The 18,588-nt window shown below is 47.8% G+C and carries 20 protein-coding genes; all 20 read right to left on the bottom strand.

Annotated features, from left to right (window positions below; translation table 11 throughout):
* Positions 1 to 113: 113 nt before the first annotated feature.
* The 20 genes from M1K58_RS17560 to hypB all read right to left on the bottom strand — a co-directional run bounded on the left by M1K58_RS17560 (position 114) and on the right by hypB (position 18,587).
* A complete protein-coding gene (locus M1K58_RS17560) occupies positions 114 to 917 on the bottom strand; it encodes a class I SAM-dependent DNA methyltransferase (RefSeq protein ID WP_256760138.1) in 804 nt (267 codons plus the stop codon).
* Positions 918 to 937: 20 nt separating this feature from the next.
* Positions 938 to 1,867: a CvfB family protein gene (locus M1K58_RS17555; protein ID WP_256760137.1), complete on the bottom strand. Its 930-nt coding sequence runs from the start codon at positions 1,865 to 1,867 to the stop codon at positions 938 to 940.
* Positions 1,864 to 2,208 (bottom strand): ribosome silencing factor, encoded by a 345-nt coding sequence (gene rsfS, locus M1K58_RS17550; protein ID WP_256760136.1) that lies wholly within the window; start codon positions 2,206 to 2,208, stop codon positions 1,864 to 1,866. The genes M1K58_RS17555 and rsfS overlap by 4 nt, the downstream gene beginning before the upstream one ends.
* 21 nt (positions 2,209 to 2,229) lie before the next feature.
* Entirely contained in the window at positions 2,230 to 2,802 is a 573-nt protein-coding gene (yqeK, locus tag M1K58_RS17545) for a bis(5'-nucleosyl)-tetraphosphatase (symmetrical) YqeK (RefSeq protein ID WP_256760135.1), read from the bottom strand.
* Complete coding sequence (locus M1K58_RS17540) at positions 2,792 to 3,379, bottom strand: nicotinate-nucleotide adenylyltransferase (protein WP_256760134.1); 588 nt, start codon at positions 3,377 to 3,379, stop codon at positions 2,792 to 2,794. The genes yqeK and M1K58_RS17540 overlap by 11 nt, the downstream gene beginning before the upstream one ends.
* A gap of 20 nt (positions 3,380 to 3,399) precedes the next feature.
* Positions 3,400 to 3,696 carry a ribosome assembly RNA-binding protein YhbY gene (yhbY, locus tag M1K58_RS17535; RefSeq protein ID WP_256760133.1) on the bottom strand — a complete coding sequence of 99 codons (297 nt, stop codon included), beginning with the start codon at positions 3,694 to 3,696 and terminating at the stop codon, positions 3,400 to 3,402.
* A 226-nt stretch (positions 3,697 to 3,922) separates the two neighbouring features.
* Positions 3,923 to 4,768 carry a shikimate dehydrogenase gene (gene aroE / locus M1K58_RS17530; protein ID WP_256760132.1) on the bottom strand — a complete coding sequence of 282 codons (846 nt, stop codon included), beginning with the start codon at positions 4,766 to 4,768 and terminating at the stop codon, positions 3,923 to 3,925.
* Positions 4,769 to 4,803: 35 nt separating this feature from the next.
* Positions 4,804 to 5,925, bottom strand: coding sequence for a ribosome biogenesis GTPase YqeH (yqeH, locus tag M1K58_RS17525; protein ID WP_256760131.1), 1,122 nt, complete (start codon positions 5,923 to 5,925; stop codon positions 4,804 to 4,806).
* A gap of 1 nt (position 5,926) precedes the next feature.
* Positions 5,927 to 6,451, bottom strand: a complete 525-nt coding sequence (locus M1K58_RS17520) for a YqeG family HAD IIIA-type phosphatase (RefSeq protein WP_256760130.1) — start codon at positions 6,449 to 6,451, stop codon at positions 5,927 to 5,929.
* A 136-nt stretch (positions 6,452 to 6,587) separates the two neighbouring features.
* Entirely contained in the window at positions 6,588 to 8,810 is a 2,223-nt protein-coding gene (locus tag M1K58_RS17515; protein ID WP_256760129.1) for a DUF4129 domain-containing transglutaminase family protein, read from the bottom strand.
* Complete coding sequence (locus M1K58_RS17510; protein WP_256760128.1) at positions 8,807 to 10,048, bottom strand: DUF58 domain-containing protein; 1,242 nt, start codon at positions 10,046 to 10,048, stop codon at positions 8,807 to 8,809. The genes M1K58_RS17515 and M1K58_RS17510 overlap by 4 nt, the downstream gene beginning before the upstream one ends.
* Before the next feature lie 2 nt (positions 10,049 to 10,050).
* Entirely contained in the window at positions 10,051 to 11,004 is a 954-nt protein-coding gene (locus tag M1K58_RS17505; protein ID WP_256760127.1) for an AAA family ATPase, read from the bottom strand.
* Positions 11,005 to 11,181: 177 nt separating this feature from the next.
* Positions 11,182 to 11,532 (bottom strand): stage V sporulation protein AE, encoded by a 351-nt coding sequence (gene spoVAE, locus M1K58_RS17500; protein ID WP_256760342.1) that lies wholly within the window; start codon positions 11,530 to 11,532, stop codon positions 11,182 to 11,184.
* Between the two features lie 16 nt (positions 11,533 to 11,548).
* The gene (gene spoVAD, locus M1K58_RS17495; protein ID WP_256760341.1) at positions 11,549 to 12,568 is read right to left on the bottom strand and encodes a stage V sporulation protein AD; all 1,020 of its coding nucleotides are present in this window, start codon (positions 12,566 to 12,568) and stop codon (positions 11,549 to 11,551) included.
* Positions 12,555 to 13,016 (bottom strand): stage V sporulation protein AC, encoded by a 462-nt coding sequence (gene spoVAC / locus M1K58_RS17490; RefSeq protein ID WP_256760340.1) that lies wholly within the window; start codon positions 13,014 to 13,016, stop codon positions 12,555 to 12,557. Before spoVAC ends, spoVAD begins: the two co-directional genes overlap by 14 nt.
* A gap of 280 nt (positions 13,017 to 13,296) precedes the next feature.
* The gene (gene hypE, locus M1K58_RS17485; protein ID WP_256760126.1) at positions 13,297 to 14,301 is read right to left on the bottom strand and encodes a hydrogenase expression/formation protein HypE; all 1,005 of its coding nucleotides are present in this window, start codon (positions 14,299 to 14,301) and stop codon (positions 13,297 to 13,299) included.
* A 5-nt stretch (positions 14,302 to 14,306) separates the two neighbouring features.
* Complete coding sequence (gene hypD / locus M1K58_RS17480; RefSeq protein WP_256760125.1) at positions 14,307 to 15,416, bottom strand: hydrogenase formation protein HypD; 1,110 nt, start codon at positions 15,414 to 15,416, stop codon at positions 14,307 to 14,309.
* Complete coding sequence (locus tag M1K58_RS17475; RefSeq protein ID WP_256760124.1) at positions 15,388 to 15,624, bottom strand: HypC/HybG/HupF family hydrogenase formation chaperone; 237 nt, start codon at positions 15,622 to 15,624, stop codon at positions 15,388 to 15,390. Before M1K58_RS17475 ends, hypD begins: the two co-directional genes overlap by 29 nt.
* 15 nt (positions 15,625 to 15,639) lie before the next feature.
* Positions 15,640 to 17,967 (bottom strand): carbamoyltransferase HypF, encoded by a 2,328-nt coding sequence (hypF, locus tag M1K58_RS17470; protein ID WP_256760123.1) that lies wholly within the window; start codon positions 17,965 to 17,967, stop codon positions 15,640 to 15,642.
* On the bottom strand, positions 17,928 to 18,587 hold the full coding sequence (hypB, locus tag M1K58_RS17465; protein WP_256760122.1) for a hydrogenase nickel incorporation protein HypB: 660 nt from the start codon (positions 18,585 to 18,587) through the stop codon (positions 17,928 to 17,930). The genes hypF and hypB overlap by 40 nt, the downstream gene beginning before the upstream one ends.
* Position 18,588 lies beyond the last annotated feature (1 nt).

Here is an 18,588-nt window from a genome sequence, read left to right as displayed (position 1 = left end):
GGGGTTTTCCCAAAAGATCTGATAATAACAGACCTTCTGAGAAAACCTCTTCGCTGCAATCAGGAAGGATTAGAACGAAATAGGCTAGCTAGTAAACTAGCATCATCCCAATCCTATGATTCCAATAACACTTGCTTACGACAAACAAAGAACAATCTCTCCGATTCCTCATTTGGTTGATCCCAAGTAAAATCGGCAACAAGATGAAGCAATTCAAATCCAGCCGCCTTCAGTTGCTCCGTAATCCAATCAGGATCATAGGCTCTCTGAACATGTGACTCCTCAAACCGACTGTACAACGCACCGCCGCCTTGAGATGCCGACTCCTCCTGGATGAAGAAAGTTAAAGAGTGCTCGATTTCCAAGCGATCTGGGTCATACTCACTTGTCCACAAGTAAGCAACGTCCTTCTCGTCGTAGACGAATGGCTGCTCCTCAGCGTATCTCTCTAATTGCCTAGGAGAATGGACGTCAAATAGGAACAGACCACCGGGTGCCAATCCCTCGAAGGTTTGGCGAATCGTAGCCGTTACATCTTGCGGCTCCGTCAAGTAATTCAAGCAATCGCAGAAGCTGATCACCGAGTCCGCTGGATGCGGAAGCTCCCAGTCCCTCATATCCTGCTGCAGCCAACGGATCGTTCCCGGCTCATCCCGATGCCCGATGCGAGAAGGAGGTTCGTCCCACTTGTTGCGAGCCACGGATAGCATCTCCGAGGAAATATCGATTCCGAATACACTAAAGCCTGAACGGGCGAGCGGAATCGTTAGATTACCGGTTCCACAGCCGAGATCCACGACCGTCTTAGGTATGCCGTACTTATCCCAGCATCGACGAGCAAAGCTCATCCAATCCGAATACGGCATTTCTTCCATCAAGCGGTCATATACGGCAGCGAACTGCCGGTAAGTACGCATGGTAGTCTCCCCACTCTGTATCAGTTATTGCTCTCGGAGTTTTCCTCAGATCCCTCTTCAGCCGAAGCCAAATGCGTCCAATTGCCCTTCTGAACGATAAGCCCATCCTTCATCAGCTTACCAAGCGCTCTCTTAAACGCAGCTTTACTTAATTGAAAACGTCGCTGGATATCGTCCGCGCTCGTCTTATCCGAATAAGGCATCGAGCCGCCTGGACGTTCCTTGAGAAAATCAAGAATGCGATCCGCGTCCTCTACCCGGCCGACCTCTTTGCTCGCCCGAATACTTAACGATACTCGGCCGTCATCACGAACCTGCGTGACACGACCACTAAACTTCTGACCGATTCGCAAGGGATGAGTCATCGAGCCATCATGAATATATCCTAAAGCGCCTAAACCGATCACTCCACCATCAACTAACGTAAATACGCCGTCACGATAGACATCCGTTACCCAGCCTTCTTTTGTTTCATTCAGCCAAGAAGTTGGCGCACGGAAAATTTGTGGTTCGAAATCATCGATCTTGGCAAGACGAGCAAGCATACGGCCCTCTTTGTCTTGTTTCATCACGACGAACAGCTCATCGCCTTTTTGCGGCCAAACTTGTCTGCGATCCGGTGGAAACTGCTTCAACGGCAACAAAAGCTGGCGTCCAATGCCCATCTCCAAAAAGAAACCGAAATTCGGATGGAAATCCGCCACCTTAAGCTTGGCCATCTCGCCTAACACTAGTAATGGCTTGCGTAAGGTAGCCGTGATCCGCTCCTTATCATCATGGAACAGGAACACTTCGATTTCTGTATTGATCTCAGGCTTGTTTCCGACGACTTCTCCATATGGGAGATGTACTTCTGGTTCGCCTTCCGCCCCGAAACCGAGGAACCAGCCATAAGGTGATACCTCTCTGCGAACCCACAAATGCTGTAAGGTTCCAGCCGTTAAATTCATACTGTTTCAACTGCCTTTGCATCGGACCATAGACGTTCCAGATGATAATACTCTCTCTCGTCGCGATGGAATACATGAGCAACTACATCGCCCATATCTACAAGCACCCAACGAGCTGTATCCATGCCTTCTAACCGAACCTTTTTACCCATTAACTCCGCACTTTTGCGGATTTCAGTAGCGATCGACAATACTTGAGTATCCGAATTCCCGTGACAAATCACGAAATAATCTGCGATAAGTGATATTCCTTGCAAATTCAAAGCGACGACATCATGCGCTTTCTTCTCTTCAGCAGCACCGAGTACCGCTTTCAACAATTGTTCTGAACTTCCTGCCATGTCTCAGCCTCCGTTATCTATTTATTTCGATTGTTTAAGTTGAACAATGAGATCATTCCGAGCCAGTACGGTTAATGGAAAAATGCGTTTACCTCTCGCCATTAGCAATTCGATGGTCGAATCAAAGGCGGCGATCAATGCTTCTTCCACATTATGTTTAGCGAGTTCGCGGATTTTACTCACACCAGGGAAATCTCTGCCCGGCTCTATATAATCCGCTAAACAAACGATTTTGTCCAGCTTCGTCATATTTTCACGTCCAGAGGTATGATAGCGAATCGCATCTAGAACCTCTTCATCCGTTATCCCATGCTCCGACTGTACAGCCCATGCGCCAACATGCGCATGCCATAGTTCCTTATCATATACCAGTAGCTCTTGCGGCAATTGTTGCTCCCGAATGATAACGTCCATCCGATCGATCGCCCATGCTTTGGAGTAATCGTGCAATAATGCCGCAAGCTCAGCCTTATTCGCATCTCCGTCGAAGTGCTTTGCCAGTTTAATGGCTGTTTCCACAACCCCTAAGGTGTGCTTCCATCTCTTCTCCGGCATTTGTTGGCGAGTTGCTTCCCTTAAATTTTCAAGATTCATATAAATCATTCCTTTGAATGAAATCAATAACCGAATCCGGAAGCATATATCGGATTGAGCGTCCCTCTTTCAACCTTCGCCTAATATCAGAAGATGAGATACCCATTGCAGGCATCATAGCCCCTAGTAGCTTACGTCTAATAAAAGAAGGCAGCAAGGAATTGTCAGCGGGTTGACCGGGTCTCTCTAAGCCGATAAAAGACACACGCTCCGCAAGCTCATCGATTTTCCGCCAATTTGACAGATCCTTTACCATATCAGAACCTACTATCCAGTAGAACATCACATCCGGGTATTGTTCCTGCAAGGTAGTTACCGTCTCAATCGTATAAGAGGTTCCCACGCGCTGTAGCTCGATATCCTCGACCCGGAATGCAGGATTCCCATGAATGGCCAATTCAAGCATTTGGACTCGCAAGCTGCTGTCCGCACTAGGCTGGGCCTTGTGTGGAGGCGATTGGGTCGGGATAAACCAGACCTCCTCTAACTTCGCAGCCTCAAGTGCTGCTTGAGCGGCCATCAAGTGACCATTATGGACGGGATCGAAGGTTCCTCCGAGCAATCCGATTCTACGCATAAGCTTCCGCCTTCCGTTCGTCATTTGCGGGGAAGCACAATTTCCTTGTGGTCTTTGGATTCCTTGTAAAGGACAATCGTTTTACCAATAACTTGTACGAGCTCGCAACCGGACTTCTCAGCAATCTCAGCGCCGATTTCACGCGGATCATCTGAGCAGTTCGTCAGTACTGATATTTTAATGAGCTCGCGTACTTCGATGGCTTCTTCGATATGACGAACCAGGTGGTCGTTAGTACCGCCTTTGCCGACTTGGAAAATCGGGTTTAAGTGGTGCGCTAGTGCTCTGAGATGACGTTTTTGTTTTCCTGTTAACATTTATTTTCCTGCTTTCTATTGTGAAAATAGCATTGATCCTCAGGTTCTCTAAACCGGGGTTGCAGAAAAGGGTTGGCACTCCGCCGCTGTTAAAATCGAGTTGTTTTTGAATTTATTATGTGGTAACAACTCGATTTTAAAGGCGGTCGTAAACTCTCCGTGCCAATCCCTTTTCCTTCACCCCTTTCAGAATCTCAATGAGTTCAACATCTAAGTTTCTGTCTCTTTATATAGTGCTAAACGACGCCAAGACAACCTCACGCATAGCGGATACTGGGGCGGGTTTGCCGGTCCAATATTCAAAGGCGTAAGCGCCTTGGTAGATGAACATACCTAGTCCGCCATGGATACGACAGCCGAGTTGCTCGGCTTGCTGAAGGAAGGCGGTCTTAAGCGGGTTATAGATCAAGTCGCTTGCTACCGATCCAGGCTTGAGCCAAGAAGGATCAAGTGGTAGATCAGCTACATTCGGAGACATGCCCACGGACGTTGTATTAATGACGACATCCGCGGTTGAACATGCCTCTTGAAGATTACTCCAAGGAATGGCTGAGATTCGATAATCAGGTGAGAATGATGCAGCGAGCTCTGAGGCTTTAGATTCTGTCCGATTAGCAACCAGAATCGCTGCCGGACTTTCTTGTGCCAAAGCCCATAAGATGCCCCTCGCTGCGCCGCCAGCGCCAAGTACGACGATGGTTTTGCCATTCAGATTCGGCTCAGCCTCTTCCTTTAAGGAGCGGACGTATCCGATGCCGTCTGTATTATATCCGATGAGACGCCCATTATCGTTGACAATCGTATTGACTGCTCCGGCAGCTTTCGCTCCATCGCTGATTTCATCAAGAAACGCCATCACTTCAATCTTGTGCGGAATCGTTACGTTTAATCCTCTGAACCCCAAGCCACGCACTCCCGCAATGGCTTGCTGCAATTGATCTGGAGTAACATGAAATGCTGCATAGGCTCCGTTTATACCCGATTCCCGAAATGCCCGATTTAACATAACCGGGGATTTGGAATGACGAATGGGGTCGCCTATGACCCCGAACATTAAGGTATGACTATCCATTAAGAGCTTTCCTCCTTCCCCGACAAGGTTGCTGATTACAGGATGCTTTCCCTTAGCATCACTTTAATCCCACGTGGTGCGTGTACATCTACAGTTGCACCCGTCTTGCCATTCGTCTGAATCCATCCGAGTCCCGAGATGAATATATCTTGCTTCGAATTTGGAGGAATTCTTAGGCGATGCTTCGTCCAAGCCGGGAATGTTTCCAGATCCTCCTGGCTAGGAGGACTTAACATGACCCCACGATGCTGCTCGTAAAGCTCGTCCGCTCGCTCCAGCTTCGTCCGATGAACGGTCAAACCACTGGAGACATTCACTGTAAAGGACTGGCGCTCTCCTTCTAAGAAATCCAAGCGAGCTAAGGCTCCGATAAACAGCGTTTGCTTTTCATTCAATTGATAAGTTAAAGGCTTAAGAGGTTTGTCCGGAAGCAGCGCAGTTAAGTCCTTACGCGGAATAATTTCCGACATTCTCCATGCGTATACGATTCCTGGTGTATCGATAATGCTCTTGCCATCATCTAGAGGAATATGCACAGCATCCAAAGTCGTTCCAGGGTAACGAGATACCGTGAGCTCACGCTTCAAATCGCTATAATCCGAAATCAACCGATTGATCAATGTGCTCTTGCCTACATTTGTTGCTCCAACTACGTATACATCCTTATTCTGACGGTACGTATTTATAGCTTCAACAACACGATCAAACCCAATGTTACGTCGTGCGCTACACAGGACGACGTCAACTACTTTAAGTCCATCTTCACGTGCCTGCTTCTGCACCCAGTTCCGCAGTCGATTCCAATTGGTTACCGGCGGGAGCAGGTCGATCTTATTTACGACTAGAAGCACCGGATTATTCCCGACAAAACGCTGTAAGCCAGAAATTAAGCTGCCTTGAAAATCAAATAAATCGACGATATGAACGACAAGACTATCTGTCGATGCAATTCCACCAAGCAATTTCAAAAATTCATCCTGGTCTACGGTAACAGAGGAAGCTTCACTGTAATTTTTGATCCGGAAGCAACGCTGACAAACCGCATGGTCCTTTTCTAATGAAGCAGCGGGCACGAAACCCGGTGTATTCTGATCTTCGTTCTGCAGCGGAATCCCGCATCCTGCACAACGAAGAGGCTTAATTTGCTCTTGTGTCATGTTAGCGTTCTCCCTTATCCGGCCAAAGCCCTTTTTTACGAAGCCGAGCTAAGGCTATTTTCTCAATTCTCCTGTTGATTTGCGTCGCCCAACCTTCCTCATGTGGAGCAATAGGCGTCACCAAAATCGTATGCAATCCAGCACGACGTCCTCCTAATACATCCGTTAGCATCTGATCGCCCACAACGACAGCTTGCTCTGGCGTAAGCTCCATAAGCTTTAGCGCACGGTGAAAGGCAGCCCCTGCTGGTTTGCGTGCGGCAGGTATAAACGTTAAGCCAAGTGGCTCAGCAAAATGACCCACGCGTGTCTTATTGTTATTGGAAAGAATGACAACCTTAAATCCCCGTTCTTCTACTAAATCCAGCCACGCAATGAGCTGCGGGGTGGCAAGCGGGGTATGCGCACTCACTAAAGTATTGTCAAGATCCGTTATGATACCTCGGACTCCTCGGGCCTTCAACTCGTCCAAATCAATATCAAATACGGTATTCACAAGTTGATCAGGAAGCAAACGCTTGAACATCTTAATAAAAAACTCCTGTCTATTAGCGGCTAATCTTCCTCAAAATATACCATACCCCAGCGTCCCAAGTAAAACATATGCCTCCGCCCTTTGGACGGAGGCACATGCAACCTGCTGACAGAACGCCTAAATTCAACTATAATGCTTTGCGAATTTTAGCCGCTGCTTCGTTAAAATCATGCAGAAGCTGACTGTTCCCACTATCGTGACCGTAACGGGCTTGCTCGAAAGTCGTCAATGCGCCATCAAATTCGGTTCTCAATGAGGAAAACTTGGCGCTCCAGCGAGTAAAGGTTTCTCTCATCGTCTCATTCGCTTCTCTACGCAACCCTTGACGACGGAGGAAAGATAATAAACTTTCCATCTCACGTACAACCCTCTGATTAGGTGTATTGCCACGGTTTCGAAACCGACTCCATAGCTGATGAACACCTCTACTCCGATAGGCGATAAATAATAAGACTGCAAGAATAAGAACAATACCGATAGTGACGACTGGGACAGTCCAATTGTTACTAGTTGGTGTTGTAATCTCCTCATCAGGAGTGCCATTAGCAGCAATATCTACATCAGGCTGTATAACTTCGCCTTCCGGCGTAGGCTGCGGTACAGAAAAGCCAGAGGTCGGTTCGAAAGGCATCCAACCATAGCCTTCGAAATACACCTCAGCCCAGGAATGAGCATCTGCATTACGTACAGTATACGTACCCGCTCCAGTTGGATCTGGTTCATCTGGACGGCCGTTAAAGCGAGCCCTCTCAATTGAAGCAGGATCAAATCCTGTCGAATAGCCCTTAACCCATCTTGTTGGCAACCCTAACGAACGCGCCATCACAACAAACGATGTAGAGAAATAATCGCAGTAGCCTTCTTGTATTTCAAACAGGAAAGCATCCACAAAATCTCCTTTTGTTGCATTCGTCTGCTTGGATAGATCCGGAGTATTCGTGTAAGGGAACGTAGATTTAAGATATTGCTCAAGCTTCTTTGCACGATCGTAATCATTCGTTATTCCAATCGTTTGTTCCTTAGCCAGCTCGCGAACACGTTCAGGCAAGCTGTCAGGCAATTGTAAATAAGGAGTGAGATCGATACTACTCTTATTTGGCGAAGGCAACTCACGTAGTGCTTGCTCATCAAGTAAAGCAACCTTTGACACAACTGAATACGATTCTACTCGAGCGGGTTTGTTTAAGCGCAGCTCCCACTCTTTTTTGTTCCATTTCAAACCGCTGTCATTGACGCTTTTGAGCTCGGACACAGATGTCGGGGGGCCCGCAGCGAAGAGCACGGATAGCTTATCTTTTCTTACGACGGTTACGGTTTGTACGACTTCGACTGTTTTTACCCCTTCGGCGAGAGGGGGATCAATTTCAAGATCAGCGGCTTTATTGCCAAGTGCCACAGAGACCAATTCGGGACCTTTAGTATCTCCCCAGCCTTTGCCTGTGTAGATAGATTTTGTCTCTCCCCGCCAATAACTACGCATGGAGGTGGTAATGGTCATCACCGGAGAATAATCGAATTGAAAGCCACCGCCAATTTTTCGATCATCCCTGCTATAACCGGACAGCGATGAGCCCTTGCTGCTAGAAACACTAACCTTCTGCACGCCACCTTCTCCCGAGAATACAGGCACCTCACGTCCCTGCGCTTCCGTCCAGATCGTATAAGGATCCTCCAGGATAACAGGTGCTCTTGGCATGAAAATACCAGCTAGAAGTACGACTGTAATGATGAGGATAGCAGGAAATACAATATCTAGTGGGCGTTCCGCTAATGCCTCCCAGCTATCCGGGTGACGTATCTGCAGCTGCCTTAAATGAAGGACAACAAGCCAAGCTAATCCAACAGTAACCACCCAAGCGATGTTGTGCCACAGCTCAAGCGGGAAGAAGGAATCGACCGTAGCCATCGTTGCAATTGAAAGCACAATTACAACTATCGCTCCTACGCGCTTCGAGCCAAACCAAGCCAGCACATGAACAGTTAGTAACACACCTAACACCAATGCAACGAAAGGATGAAATTGCTCAGCGTGAAAGGATAGGAAGCTACGTACATTGTCCCAGCTCCGCCAGCTTTCCGGCCAACCTGTCCATTCCATAGGAATATTCCAACGAATCATTGCAATCATGGAAAGGAGCTGTAGCCCGATCCGTAGCCAGAGCTTCCGTGAGATAAACAATTCAGTGATCGCAGTAACCGTTAATACCCCGTATACAATGCTATAGGTTTCATCCCACCAATAATCGGAAAAGCATTGAATTAACTGAAGGACGATAAAGATCACCAGAAGCTTATGAATACGCTCCAGAATTAGGCTACGCCAAAAGTGTCCCGGTATGTTCATCTTCATCCTGTTACCACCCCCAAGGCCTGTGGTAATTTATCCAATTGAGATACCGAGCAAAACTCCCATTGCTTGGACTGACACATGATTTGCCAATTCCGTAGCTTTAGCGTCTCCTCTGCGGAAAGATGTTTGTCCGCAATATGAATAACACTAGGGACCATGCGCTTACTTTCGAGATTATTCATAGCCACAACCAGTTGATTATCTGTAGAAGAACCGATCATGACGATGTGAATACCTTGTTCATACCGTTCCGCTACTTGACAGAGTATCTCGCTCATAGGCTCAGTACCATCCGCTTCGACATCAACTAGATGCTGAAGAACTTCATCTCTGGAAACATGTGATCTTCCTTCTCCGTACCAGTAAGAGGCTTGACCTGAAGACACAAACCCAATAGGCATTCCCTTAGCAATCGTTAATTCAAGTAGGGATGCTGCCACTGATATGGCCAGCTCAAACTGCTCTGTCGTTGCATAGGAAGAGGCATTACGGTCTAGGACGAATACGACACGCGGTAGAGCTTCTCTTTCGAATTCCTTCGATTTCCAATGTCCAGTCTTTGCTGTTGCGTTCCAATGAATCCGGGAAAGTCGATCCCCATGAATATATTCCCTAACCCCATCAATTTGCGTTGTTTCTCTTGCCCAAAGTGAAGTAAAGGTATGCTGGAAAACTCCCCGCTGTGAACGTCTGAACAACCGCCAATCTCGAAGTGCCACAGTACGAGGCAACACCTGAATGTGGAGCGGTTCCGCAAAAGAGCCCCGATGCTCGAACAATCCAAAAATATCTCTTGTCGAGCAATCGGTTTTCTGAAAATGATATCTGCCTCTCCGCAGAGGCGCGGTCTCGAAATGAACCTCGCCTCTGCGTCGATAATCCGGTACGAAGGACATTTCATAGAGCTGAGCTTCTCCTCCGGTTGAACGAACAAGCTTTTCTCTAACAATAATATAAGGTAGTGGCCAGAACCCAGGAATTTGCATCCGCAGCTTAACCTGCAATCTCATTCCTGCGGTCAGAAAAGTCGATTTCCCTTCTCCTGTTTCAGCTAATCGAATGCCCTGAACGCCTCCGATCCCACTCCATCGGCCTAGCATTAAATAGATTCCCAGCACATTAAGAATCGCGAAGAGCATGAGTGAAGTTTTTCCGCCTTGAAACAACAAGTAACAAAAAGCTGTAATGTACAATATTGCGCTTAACCACCAGGCACGTGGGAAATGCAGTCGCGACATGATTATCGCTCCATCCCTACGGGCACCGGAAGAAGACGCAATACGTCCTGCAGGATTTGCACAGTCGTGACTCCCTGCATCCGAGCTTCGGAACGTAAATGAAGCCTATGACCAAGAACAAGTGGAGCCATCGCTTTCACATCATCCGGTAATACAAAGGCGCGGTGGTTAAGGAAAGCAAAAGCTTTCGCTGCAGAAGCGAGTGCAACAGCCGCACGCGGACTCGCTCCAAGTAAGATAGAAGAATGCTGACGTGTACCGCGTATCAAACCGATTAAGTAGTCTGCTACAGTCGTTTCCAGATGAATGTTTTCAGCTAATCGTTGCATTTGGGCGACATCCTCCACAGTTGCAACCGCCTTTAACGATTCAGCAGATCGACTTGCTCCAGGCTCCAAAATGAGTCGCTTCTCGGATATTTCATCCGGATAACCCAATTTAATTTTCATCAAAAAACGATCCAATTGTGCTTCAGGCAAGCTATATGTTCCTTCAAATTCTATCGGGTTTTGCGTGGCGAACAACATAAATGGGTGAGGGAGAATGTGAGTTTCTCCGTCTACGGAAACTCTTCTCTCTTCCATAGCCTCTAATAGAGCGGATTGTGTCTTCGTTGTCGCACGATTAATCTCATCAGCGAGTAATAGATTGGCCATAACTGGACCTGGTCTAAATACGAACTGTTCCAGCTTAGGATGGTAAATCGATACTCCTGTAATATCTGTAGGTAATAAATCCGGATTACATTGAATGCGATGGAACACGCCGCCAATCGATAGGGCCAGTGCCTTTACCATTTGTGTTTTACCCGTACCAGGTACATCTTCAATGAGTACATGTCCACCTGCAAGCATTGCTGTAAGCATTAATGCGATTTCTTCCTTTTTCCCGTAAATACACGATTCCATATTGTGTCTTATTTGATCTAGTAGTTGCATCGCGGCATGATGATCCATTCCCGTTCCTCCTATGGAATCTACTTTGATGTTTATGTTTTTATATAGTCCTCCTATCATTATACCGGAATTTGGATGCGATCGTAAATTTTAGTTTTTTCCAAAAAACAATAGAGAAACAGCCAAACCCGATCGGGTCTGGCTGTTCGCAGTTCTAGAATATTACCCATCAGGTAATTAACCCTTAGGGCGAACAACTAAGGCAGCTAGAAAGGAGAATACGATCGCCGCTGAAATTCCTGCGCTCGTTACGCTAAATATGCCTGTAATAACTCCTATCCATCCGTCTGTTTGTAGCTCTGTCAAAGCACCATGCACGAGAGCATTGCCAAAGCTAGTTATAGGAACCGTAGCCCCCGCCCCCGCGAAATCTACAAGCGGATCATACCAGCCAACAGCATCCAACACTGCCCCGATAACGACTAACAATGACATCGTATGTGCTGGAGTAAGCTTCACTACATCGAATAAGAGTTGCCCTACCACACAGATCGCACCTCCAACAACAAATGCCCATACATAAGCCATCATGCTGACCCCCCCTTTATTTCCCTGAATTTTGTGCTTCTATGGCAACTGCATGGGCCACACACGGGATACTTTCACCCTGTTGGTATGATAATGGACTGAGCAATGCTCCTGTTGCCACAACGAGAATTCGTCGTAATTGTCCGCTTTGTATCTTTTTGAGTAAATGACCATAAGTTACGACTGCTGAGCATGCACATCCGCTTCCCCCGGCTTGTACTTTCTGCTTACTCACGTCATAGATCATGAGCCCACAGTCAGCAAACTGTGTCTGCTCGATCGGTACGCCATTTCTTCGCAACATCTCTGTCGCGATCGGATGCCCAACGCCCGCCAAGTCCCCAGTAACAATAAGATCATAATAGCCAGGCTCTCTTCCTGTATCCTCAAGATGGCCTTGGATCGTATCAACCGCCGCTGGCGCCATAGCTGCTCCCATATTAAATGGGTCTTTAATACCAAGATCCATAATCTTGCCCATCGTGGATGCGGTCACAATAGGTCCCTTTCCCTCTCGACTAACAACGGAGGCTCCCGCACCCGTAACCGTATATTGGGCAGTTGGAGGCTTCTGCGAACCGTATTCCGTCGGATAGCGAAATTGCTTCTCCGCCGTACAATTATGACTGCACGTGCCCGCCATCACATACTCTCCAGCACCAGAGCCTACAATTAGTGAAGCGATAGCGAGTGATTCCATCGAAGTGGAGCAAGCTCCGAACACCCCGATGTAAGGAGCACCTAATGTGCGGGCGGCAAATGAATTACTCACAATTTGGTTCATCAAATCTCCGCCGACGTAGAAGTTAAGCTGATCCTTCGTAAGCTTCGCATGCTGCAATGCGATATCAGAAGCTTGCTCAAGCAGCACCTTTTCGGATTTTTCCCAGGTCGATTGACCGACTTCCAAGTCTGGATGAACCAAATCAAACTCGGAAGCAAGCGGGCCTTGACCTTCATCCGGACCTACGACTGTTCCTGTTCCGATGATAACCGGAGGATTGTCATAAACCCACGTTCGCTTACCCTGTAATATCATGCCATGCCCCGATCCCGAATACCCAGTAGATAATCCCCACAACGAATGCAGCTACAACACCAAATACGATAACTGAGCCGGCTAGCTTGAACATATTTCCTCCGACCCCCAGCACCAAGCCTTCACTGCGATGCTCGATCGCTGCGGAACACATGGAATTGGCGAATCCAGTTACCGGAACGGCGCTTCCAGCCCCCGCCCACTGAGCGATCTTGTCATACACACCTAAGCTAGTCAGAATGACAGCAAGTAAAATCATAATCGCAACGGTCGGATTTCCGGCTTCTTTGGAGGTCATATGAAACACGGCCACGAAAAATTGCGTAACCCCCTGACCAATAGCGCAAATGATACCTCCTACTAAGAAGGCCTTGAGACAATTGGTCCATACGGAACGCGAAGGCTCTCGCGATTTGGCAAATGCTTGATACTCTTTAGACGACATAGATACAGGCTTGTATGCTCGCGATCCGCGGCCGGTACTTTTCACTGCCACAGAAAACACCTCCAGGGGAAATAACTTCTAAGCTTGTTCGTTCATTATTTCCCACTGCTGGGCATTATCATTCGACAAATCATTCCGCCCTGTGTATTTTTTGAAAATAGGAAGCTTGTAGTAAAATTCTAATAGGCACAGTTAGGCATTCTCCCTATGGAGGTAGCCTTCCCGTGCCTATTATCATTCTAATGTTGTTTTATCCTTTTATCCGATGTGTGTCATGTCATTAACAAATTCGCGGAAGCAGTATTCCTGACAACCGATGAAGTCTGCGTGTTGATCCGAATACCGTTTTAATGAGCAGTTGCCCTTTACCCGTTCCGGACACACGGCCGATAACGGCAGCGTTCGCTCCTTCGGGATGACGTCGAAGCACATCCAGCAGCTTAGCTTCCTCCTCGCGTCCGACGATGATAACAGCCTTACCTTCATTCGCCAAATAGATGGGCTCGAAGCCAAGTAGCTCACAAGCACCCTGTACGTCCGGTCGAACAGGAATCTCCTCTTCATCCAGCTCCAGAGTGATGTCAAAATCCTCGCATATCTCAACTAGTGAAGTTGCCAAGCCACCACGTGTCGGATCTCGCATAATGCGGATTGTCGTTGCGCTGGATAGCGCATCCTCAAGCATAACTGACAAGGAAGCACAGTCCGATTGAACGTCCGCCTGCAAGCCTAACTCGTTCCTTGCAGAAATAATTGCTATACCATGATCACCAATCGTTCCAGTGACAATGACGCTATCTCCTTCGGTTATTCCGGAGATCTTTGGTTGACTTTTCTCGATAAGAGAGCCTATCCCAGTAGTATTAATATAGATTCCGTCGCAAGCGCCTCTCTCGACTACCTTCGTATCTCCAGCGACGATATTTACGTTTGATTTAGCCGCTTCCTCTGCCATCGATTGTACGATGATATTCAAATCCTTCAAAGGAAAGCCCTCTTCAATAATGAATCCACAAGTCAAAAATAATGGCTTAGCACCACTAACGATAAGATCATTCACGGTTCCGGCAACAGATAGCTTCCCAATATTTCCACCTGGGAAAAAGATCGGCTTCACGACGAAACTGTCCGTAGATACGGCAAGCTTGTATACTGGCACGAGTTGAACTGATGCGTCCATCATCGGGGCGGAAGGATCACCGAAAGCAGCAACAAACACTTCTTGAATTAACCGGTGTGACAGCTCTCCACCGTCACCATGAGCGAGCGTAATTCTGCCGTTCATAATTGCTAATCCTCCCTCGTATAGGCATAATGAGCAGCACATGTTCCTTCTGTCGACACCATGCAAGGCCCAACAGGTTGTACAGGCGTGCAAGCTGCACCGAACAAGCGGCACTCGGGTGGTGAAATCAGACCACGTATCACTTCCCCGCAACGACATTTGGTTTTGCGCACCTCGATAGCTGGTATTTCGAATTTGAGCTTGGCGTCCAAATGATTGTATTGTTCGCGAATATCTAACCCACTGTTCGGAATGCTGCCAATCCCGCGCCATTCCTCATCACATGGGTTGAAATACGTCTGCATTAAACGCTGAGCAACGGGATTTCCATTCGCTCCGACGATGCTGCTAAGATCGTTGACAATCTCGGCTTCCCCGTTGAGCGCGAGCTTGAGCAAGTGATAGATGCTGCTAGCCATTTGCACAGGTTCAAAACCGCTGATCACGCCAGCTACCCCGTACTCCTGAGCTAAATATTCATAATGCTCCGTACCTAAGATCATAGAAACGTGACCTGGAAGTAAGAAGCCGTCTATCTTCACTTCACCGCTATCTAACAAGTAACGAAGAATAGGCTCAATGAGCTTAGTCGTCACCCACATGGAGAAGTTGGTTAGCTTCCGCTCGTTAGCCTCCTTCAAAACTACCGCTAAGATAGGTATCGTTGTCTCGAAGCCAATTCCTAGAAAAATGACCTCTTTATCTGGATGCTTCTCCGCGATGCCAATTGCGTCCGTCGGCGCATAGACGACCCTAACGTCTTTACCTTCCGTCTTCGCGTCCATAAGGGTTTTCCGGCTTCCCGGCACCCTCATCATATCGCCGAATGTGCAAATAATTCGGTTGTCCCCTTCTGCAAGTGCGATCATACTGTCAATAGACTTCTGATCCGTCACGCAAACGGGACAGCCGGGACCGGATACGAGAGTCAGGTGCCCTTTCAATCTTGTCTTTAACCCGGTACGGGCAAGCGCCATCGTATGTGATCCGCAAACTTCCATAAACACCGGCTTACGGTTAAATTTATGAGTGAAAGCATCAGCGAGCGTAATGACTTCTCCCAATAAGGCTTGGCTTAACTTAGGGCTATGAAGCTCCTTCAGCAGCTCTAGCATCGATCAACCGCCTCCATTCTTCCAAACTTTCATGAGCAAAGTCCTCATCTATAATAGATAAGGCTTGCCCAGCGTGAACGATTACGAACTGCCCGATTTGAACTTCTGGAACAAAGATAATGCCAATGTTCATCTGCGATCCCATGACATCTACAACAGCGGAATATTTGTCGATCTCAATCACTTGCGCAGGTACACCTACACACATGGACCTTCTCTCCCTTCATTTCTTTTTTCTCGCAGAAGCCTTCGAGGCTACAATGAGCTGTCCTAGTGCCAGACCTCCATCATCACAGGGAACCCGCTCATGGAAAAACGCCTTAAAGCCCGCATCTTCCAGCTTGGATCTAATCCGATCGGATAATCGTCGATTATGAAAGCTTCCACCAGAGAGCACAACTTCTTTACGCCGTTCGGGGTTCTCTCTATGTGCATAGATAAGTAATCTGACTGCCGCATCCGCCACTGTTTCATGAAACCGCAGCGCGATAGCTTCAACAGAAATGCCCCTCTCGATATTGCTCAGCATTTCCTTGAACATTCGAGAAAAGTTGATCTCCTGGAGAGAACCTGCATTCCGTATCGAGTACGGGTAAGGTCGAGGCGCTTTGCCCTCGTAGAAGGAAACGAGCTCCGATAATAAGATCGCCGCTTCCCCTTCATAAGTCGAAACGTCGCATATTCCAAGCAATGAGCTAACCGCATCAAATAATCTTCCACACGTTCCTGCCATAGGTGCATTTACTTTCTTCTTCATCATCGCGCGGATTAAGCCGATCTCATAACGATAGTTCGGATAACGATTAAACACCTTGCTTACTCCGCTTCTCGGAAGTAAAGCCATAACCATTGCCGCAGCATTACGCCAAGGCTGCTTCACACTTGCTTCTCCGCCTGGTAATGGCGTATATCGTAAATGTCCAAGCCTCTCGAAGCCACTGCCGTCTCCATAGAGCAGCTCGAAGCCCCAGATGCAGCCGTCCAACCCATAGCCGGTTCCATCTAAGATCAGCCCATAGCAGCTTTCATTCAATCCGTTGTCAGTCATGCATGAGACATGATGCGCATGATGATGCTGCACGCTCACGTATTCTGCAGTACGATAGGAATCGGACACTAAGGCTCGTGATGAATACCTCGGATGCATATCGGCAGCTATTGTATCAGCGGTAACACTAAGCAGCCCTGACAGTTGCCGGTATTGCTCCTGTCCGTGTGTTTCCATCTCTAGAGAGCCTAGATCACCGTTAGGAGGGCCAACAATTATTCCCTTCCCCCGTCCCATAGCCATAACACTCTTCTGTTGGCCGCCGAGAGCGACGATTCCCTCCAACTCTGCCATGGCTTCAATAGGATCCGGTACAAAGCCACGACCTCGACGCAGGAAGTCGAGTTTATTTCCCTTCCACTGGACAACGGTATCCTCGATCGGATGAACGATTTCTCTATCATGTGTGAGGACATAGTCCGCAACCGTCGATAGAAATGTTAAAGCTTCCTCATCCTTATATAAGATGGGGAAACCAGATGAATTCGCGCTAGTCATAATTAAAAAGGGTAGGTCCTCGTCTTCTAACAACATGTAATGTAAGGGTGTATAGGGTAGCATCAAACCGATGCTCCTCATATTCGGTGCAATTTCTTCAGGTAGGAGCAGTTGATTAGAAAATCGGGTAACGACGATAGGCCGTTGCGACGAAGTCAGCAACTCTTTCTCTTTGTCTGAGAGGTCGCCGATCAATTCACAGATCGTAACCGAGCTCGCCATCACCGCAAGTGGGCGGTTCAGCCGTCTTTTCCGCAGCCGGATGCGACCAACTGCAGAACTGCTTAGAGCATCACAAGCCAAGTGGTAACCTCCTATGCCTTTAACAGCAACAATGGCACCTTCCTTGAGTCGCTTCTTAGCCAGGGCAATCGCATCATTTTGACAAGCTAGTTCGTTCCCGCTCCCATCAATGAGCTTCAGCTTTGGTCCACATTTCGCACAAGCGATCGGCTGGGCGTGAAACCGTCTATTCCGAACATCACCATAATCGATTCGACAGTCGTCACACCATTCGAACGTACTCATTGAAGTCGATGAGCGATCATAAGGGAGATCGCGAATAATGCTGTATCGAGGTCCACATTGCGTACAATTGATAAACGGATAGCGATAAAAGCGGCTGCTTGGATTTCTCATTTCTCGCAAGCAATGCTCACATACCGCTATGTCCGGTGAAATAGACAGCGATGTTGCGCGAATCGAATCAGAGCTTAGGATCATGAATGTCTCATATCCGACCGAGGGAACCTCAGTCACCTTGAGTTCATCCACTCTCGCTAAGCCCGGAGAACGGTTCTGAATGGCTTCGATGAACTGGTCCAAATTCGAAGCGGAGCCTTCCGCCATGACTTCGACACCATCCTGGCTGTTCCGCACTCCACCTCGAATCTGGTACTCTTCCGCTAATAAATAGAGGAACGGCCTGAACCCGACACCTTGCACTCTTCCTTTTACGACGATTATTACGCTTCCTTCATGGCCCGATAGGCGTTGTCGATCCATGCATACCATTGCTCCATTCCTTCATTCGTTCTGGCTGATATTGGCATTAGAGCTGATTTCGGCTGAATGGCTTCCAAATCCTTGAGCGCTTGTTCAACACTGAAATCCAAATAAGGTAGCAGATCTATCTTGTTCAGCAGCACCAGCTCGGTACGCATAAACATGGTGGGATACTTAGGAATTTTGTCGTTGCCTTCCGGGATGCTGAGCACCGCGATTTTATGATGCTGCCCTAAGTCATAGCCCGACGGACATACAAGGTTGCCAACATTCTCGATGAACAGCAAATCCAACTCATCCATTTGAAACTCGGGCAGCGTCTTGGCGACCATTCGTGCATCGAGATGACATCCGCCATGTGTGTTGATCTGAACCGCCTGCGCTCCAACTGCACGTATGCGGTCCGCGTCCATTTCCGTTGCTAGATCGCCTTCAATTACCCCAATCCGATAACGATTCGAAAGTTCTCTCACTGTAGCCTCTAGTAGCGTTGTTTTGCCCGCTCCGGGAGAGCTCATTACATTGATGACGAGTGTCCCGCTATTGCGAAAATGGTCACGGTTATACGCTGCTGCCGTGTTGTTGTCTTTCAAAACTTCCTCGTTCAGCGTAATATTCATT

The sequence above is a fragment of the Cohnella sp. WQ 127256 genome (assembly GCF_024519285.1).
Lineage (GTDB): Bacteria > Bacillota > Bacilli > Paenibacillales > Paenibacillaceae > Cohnella.
This window is presented reverse-complemented; position numbering and strand designations above follow the sequence as displayed.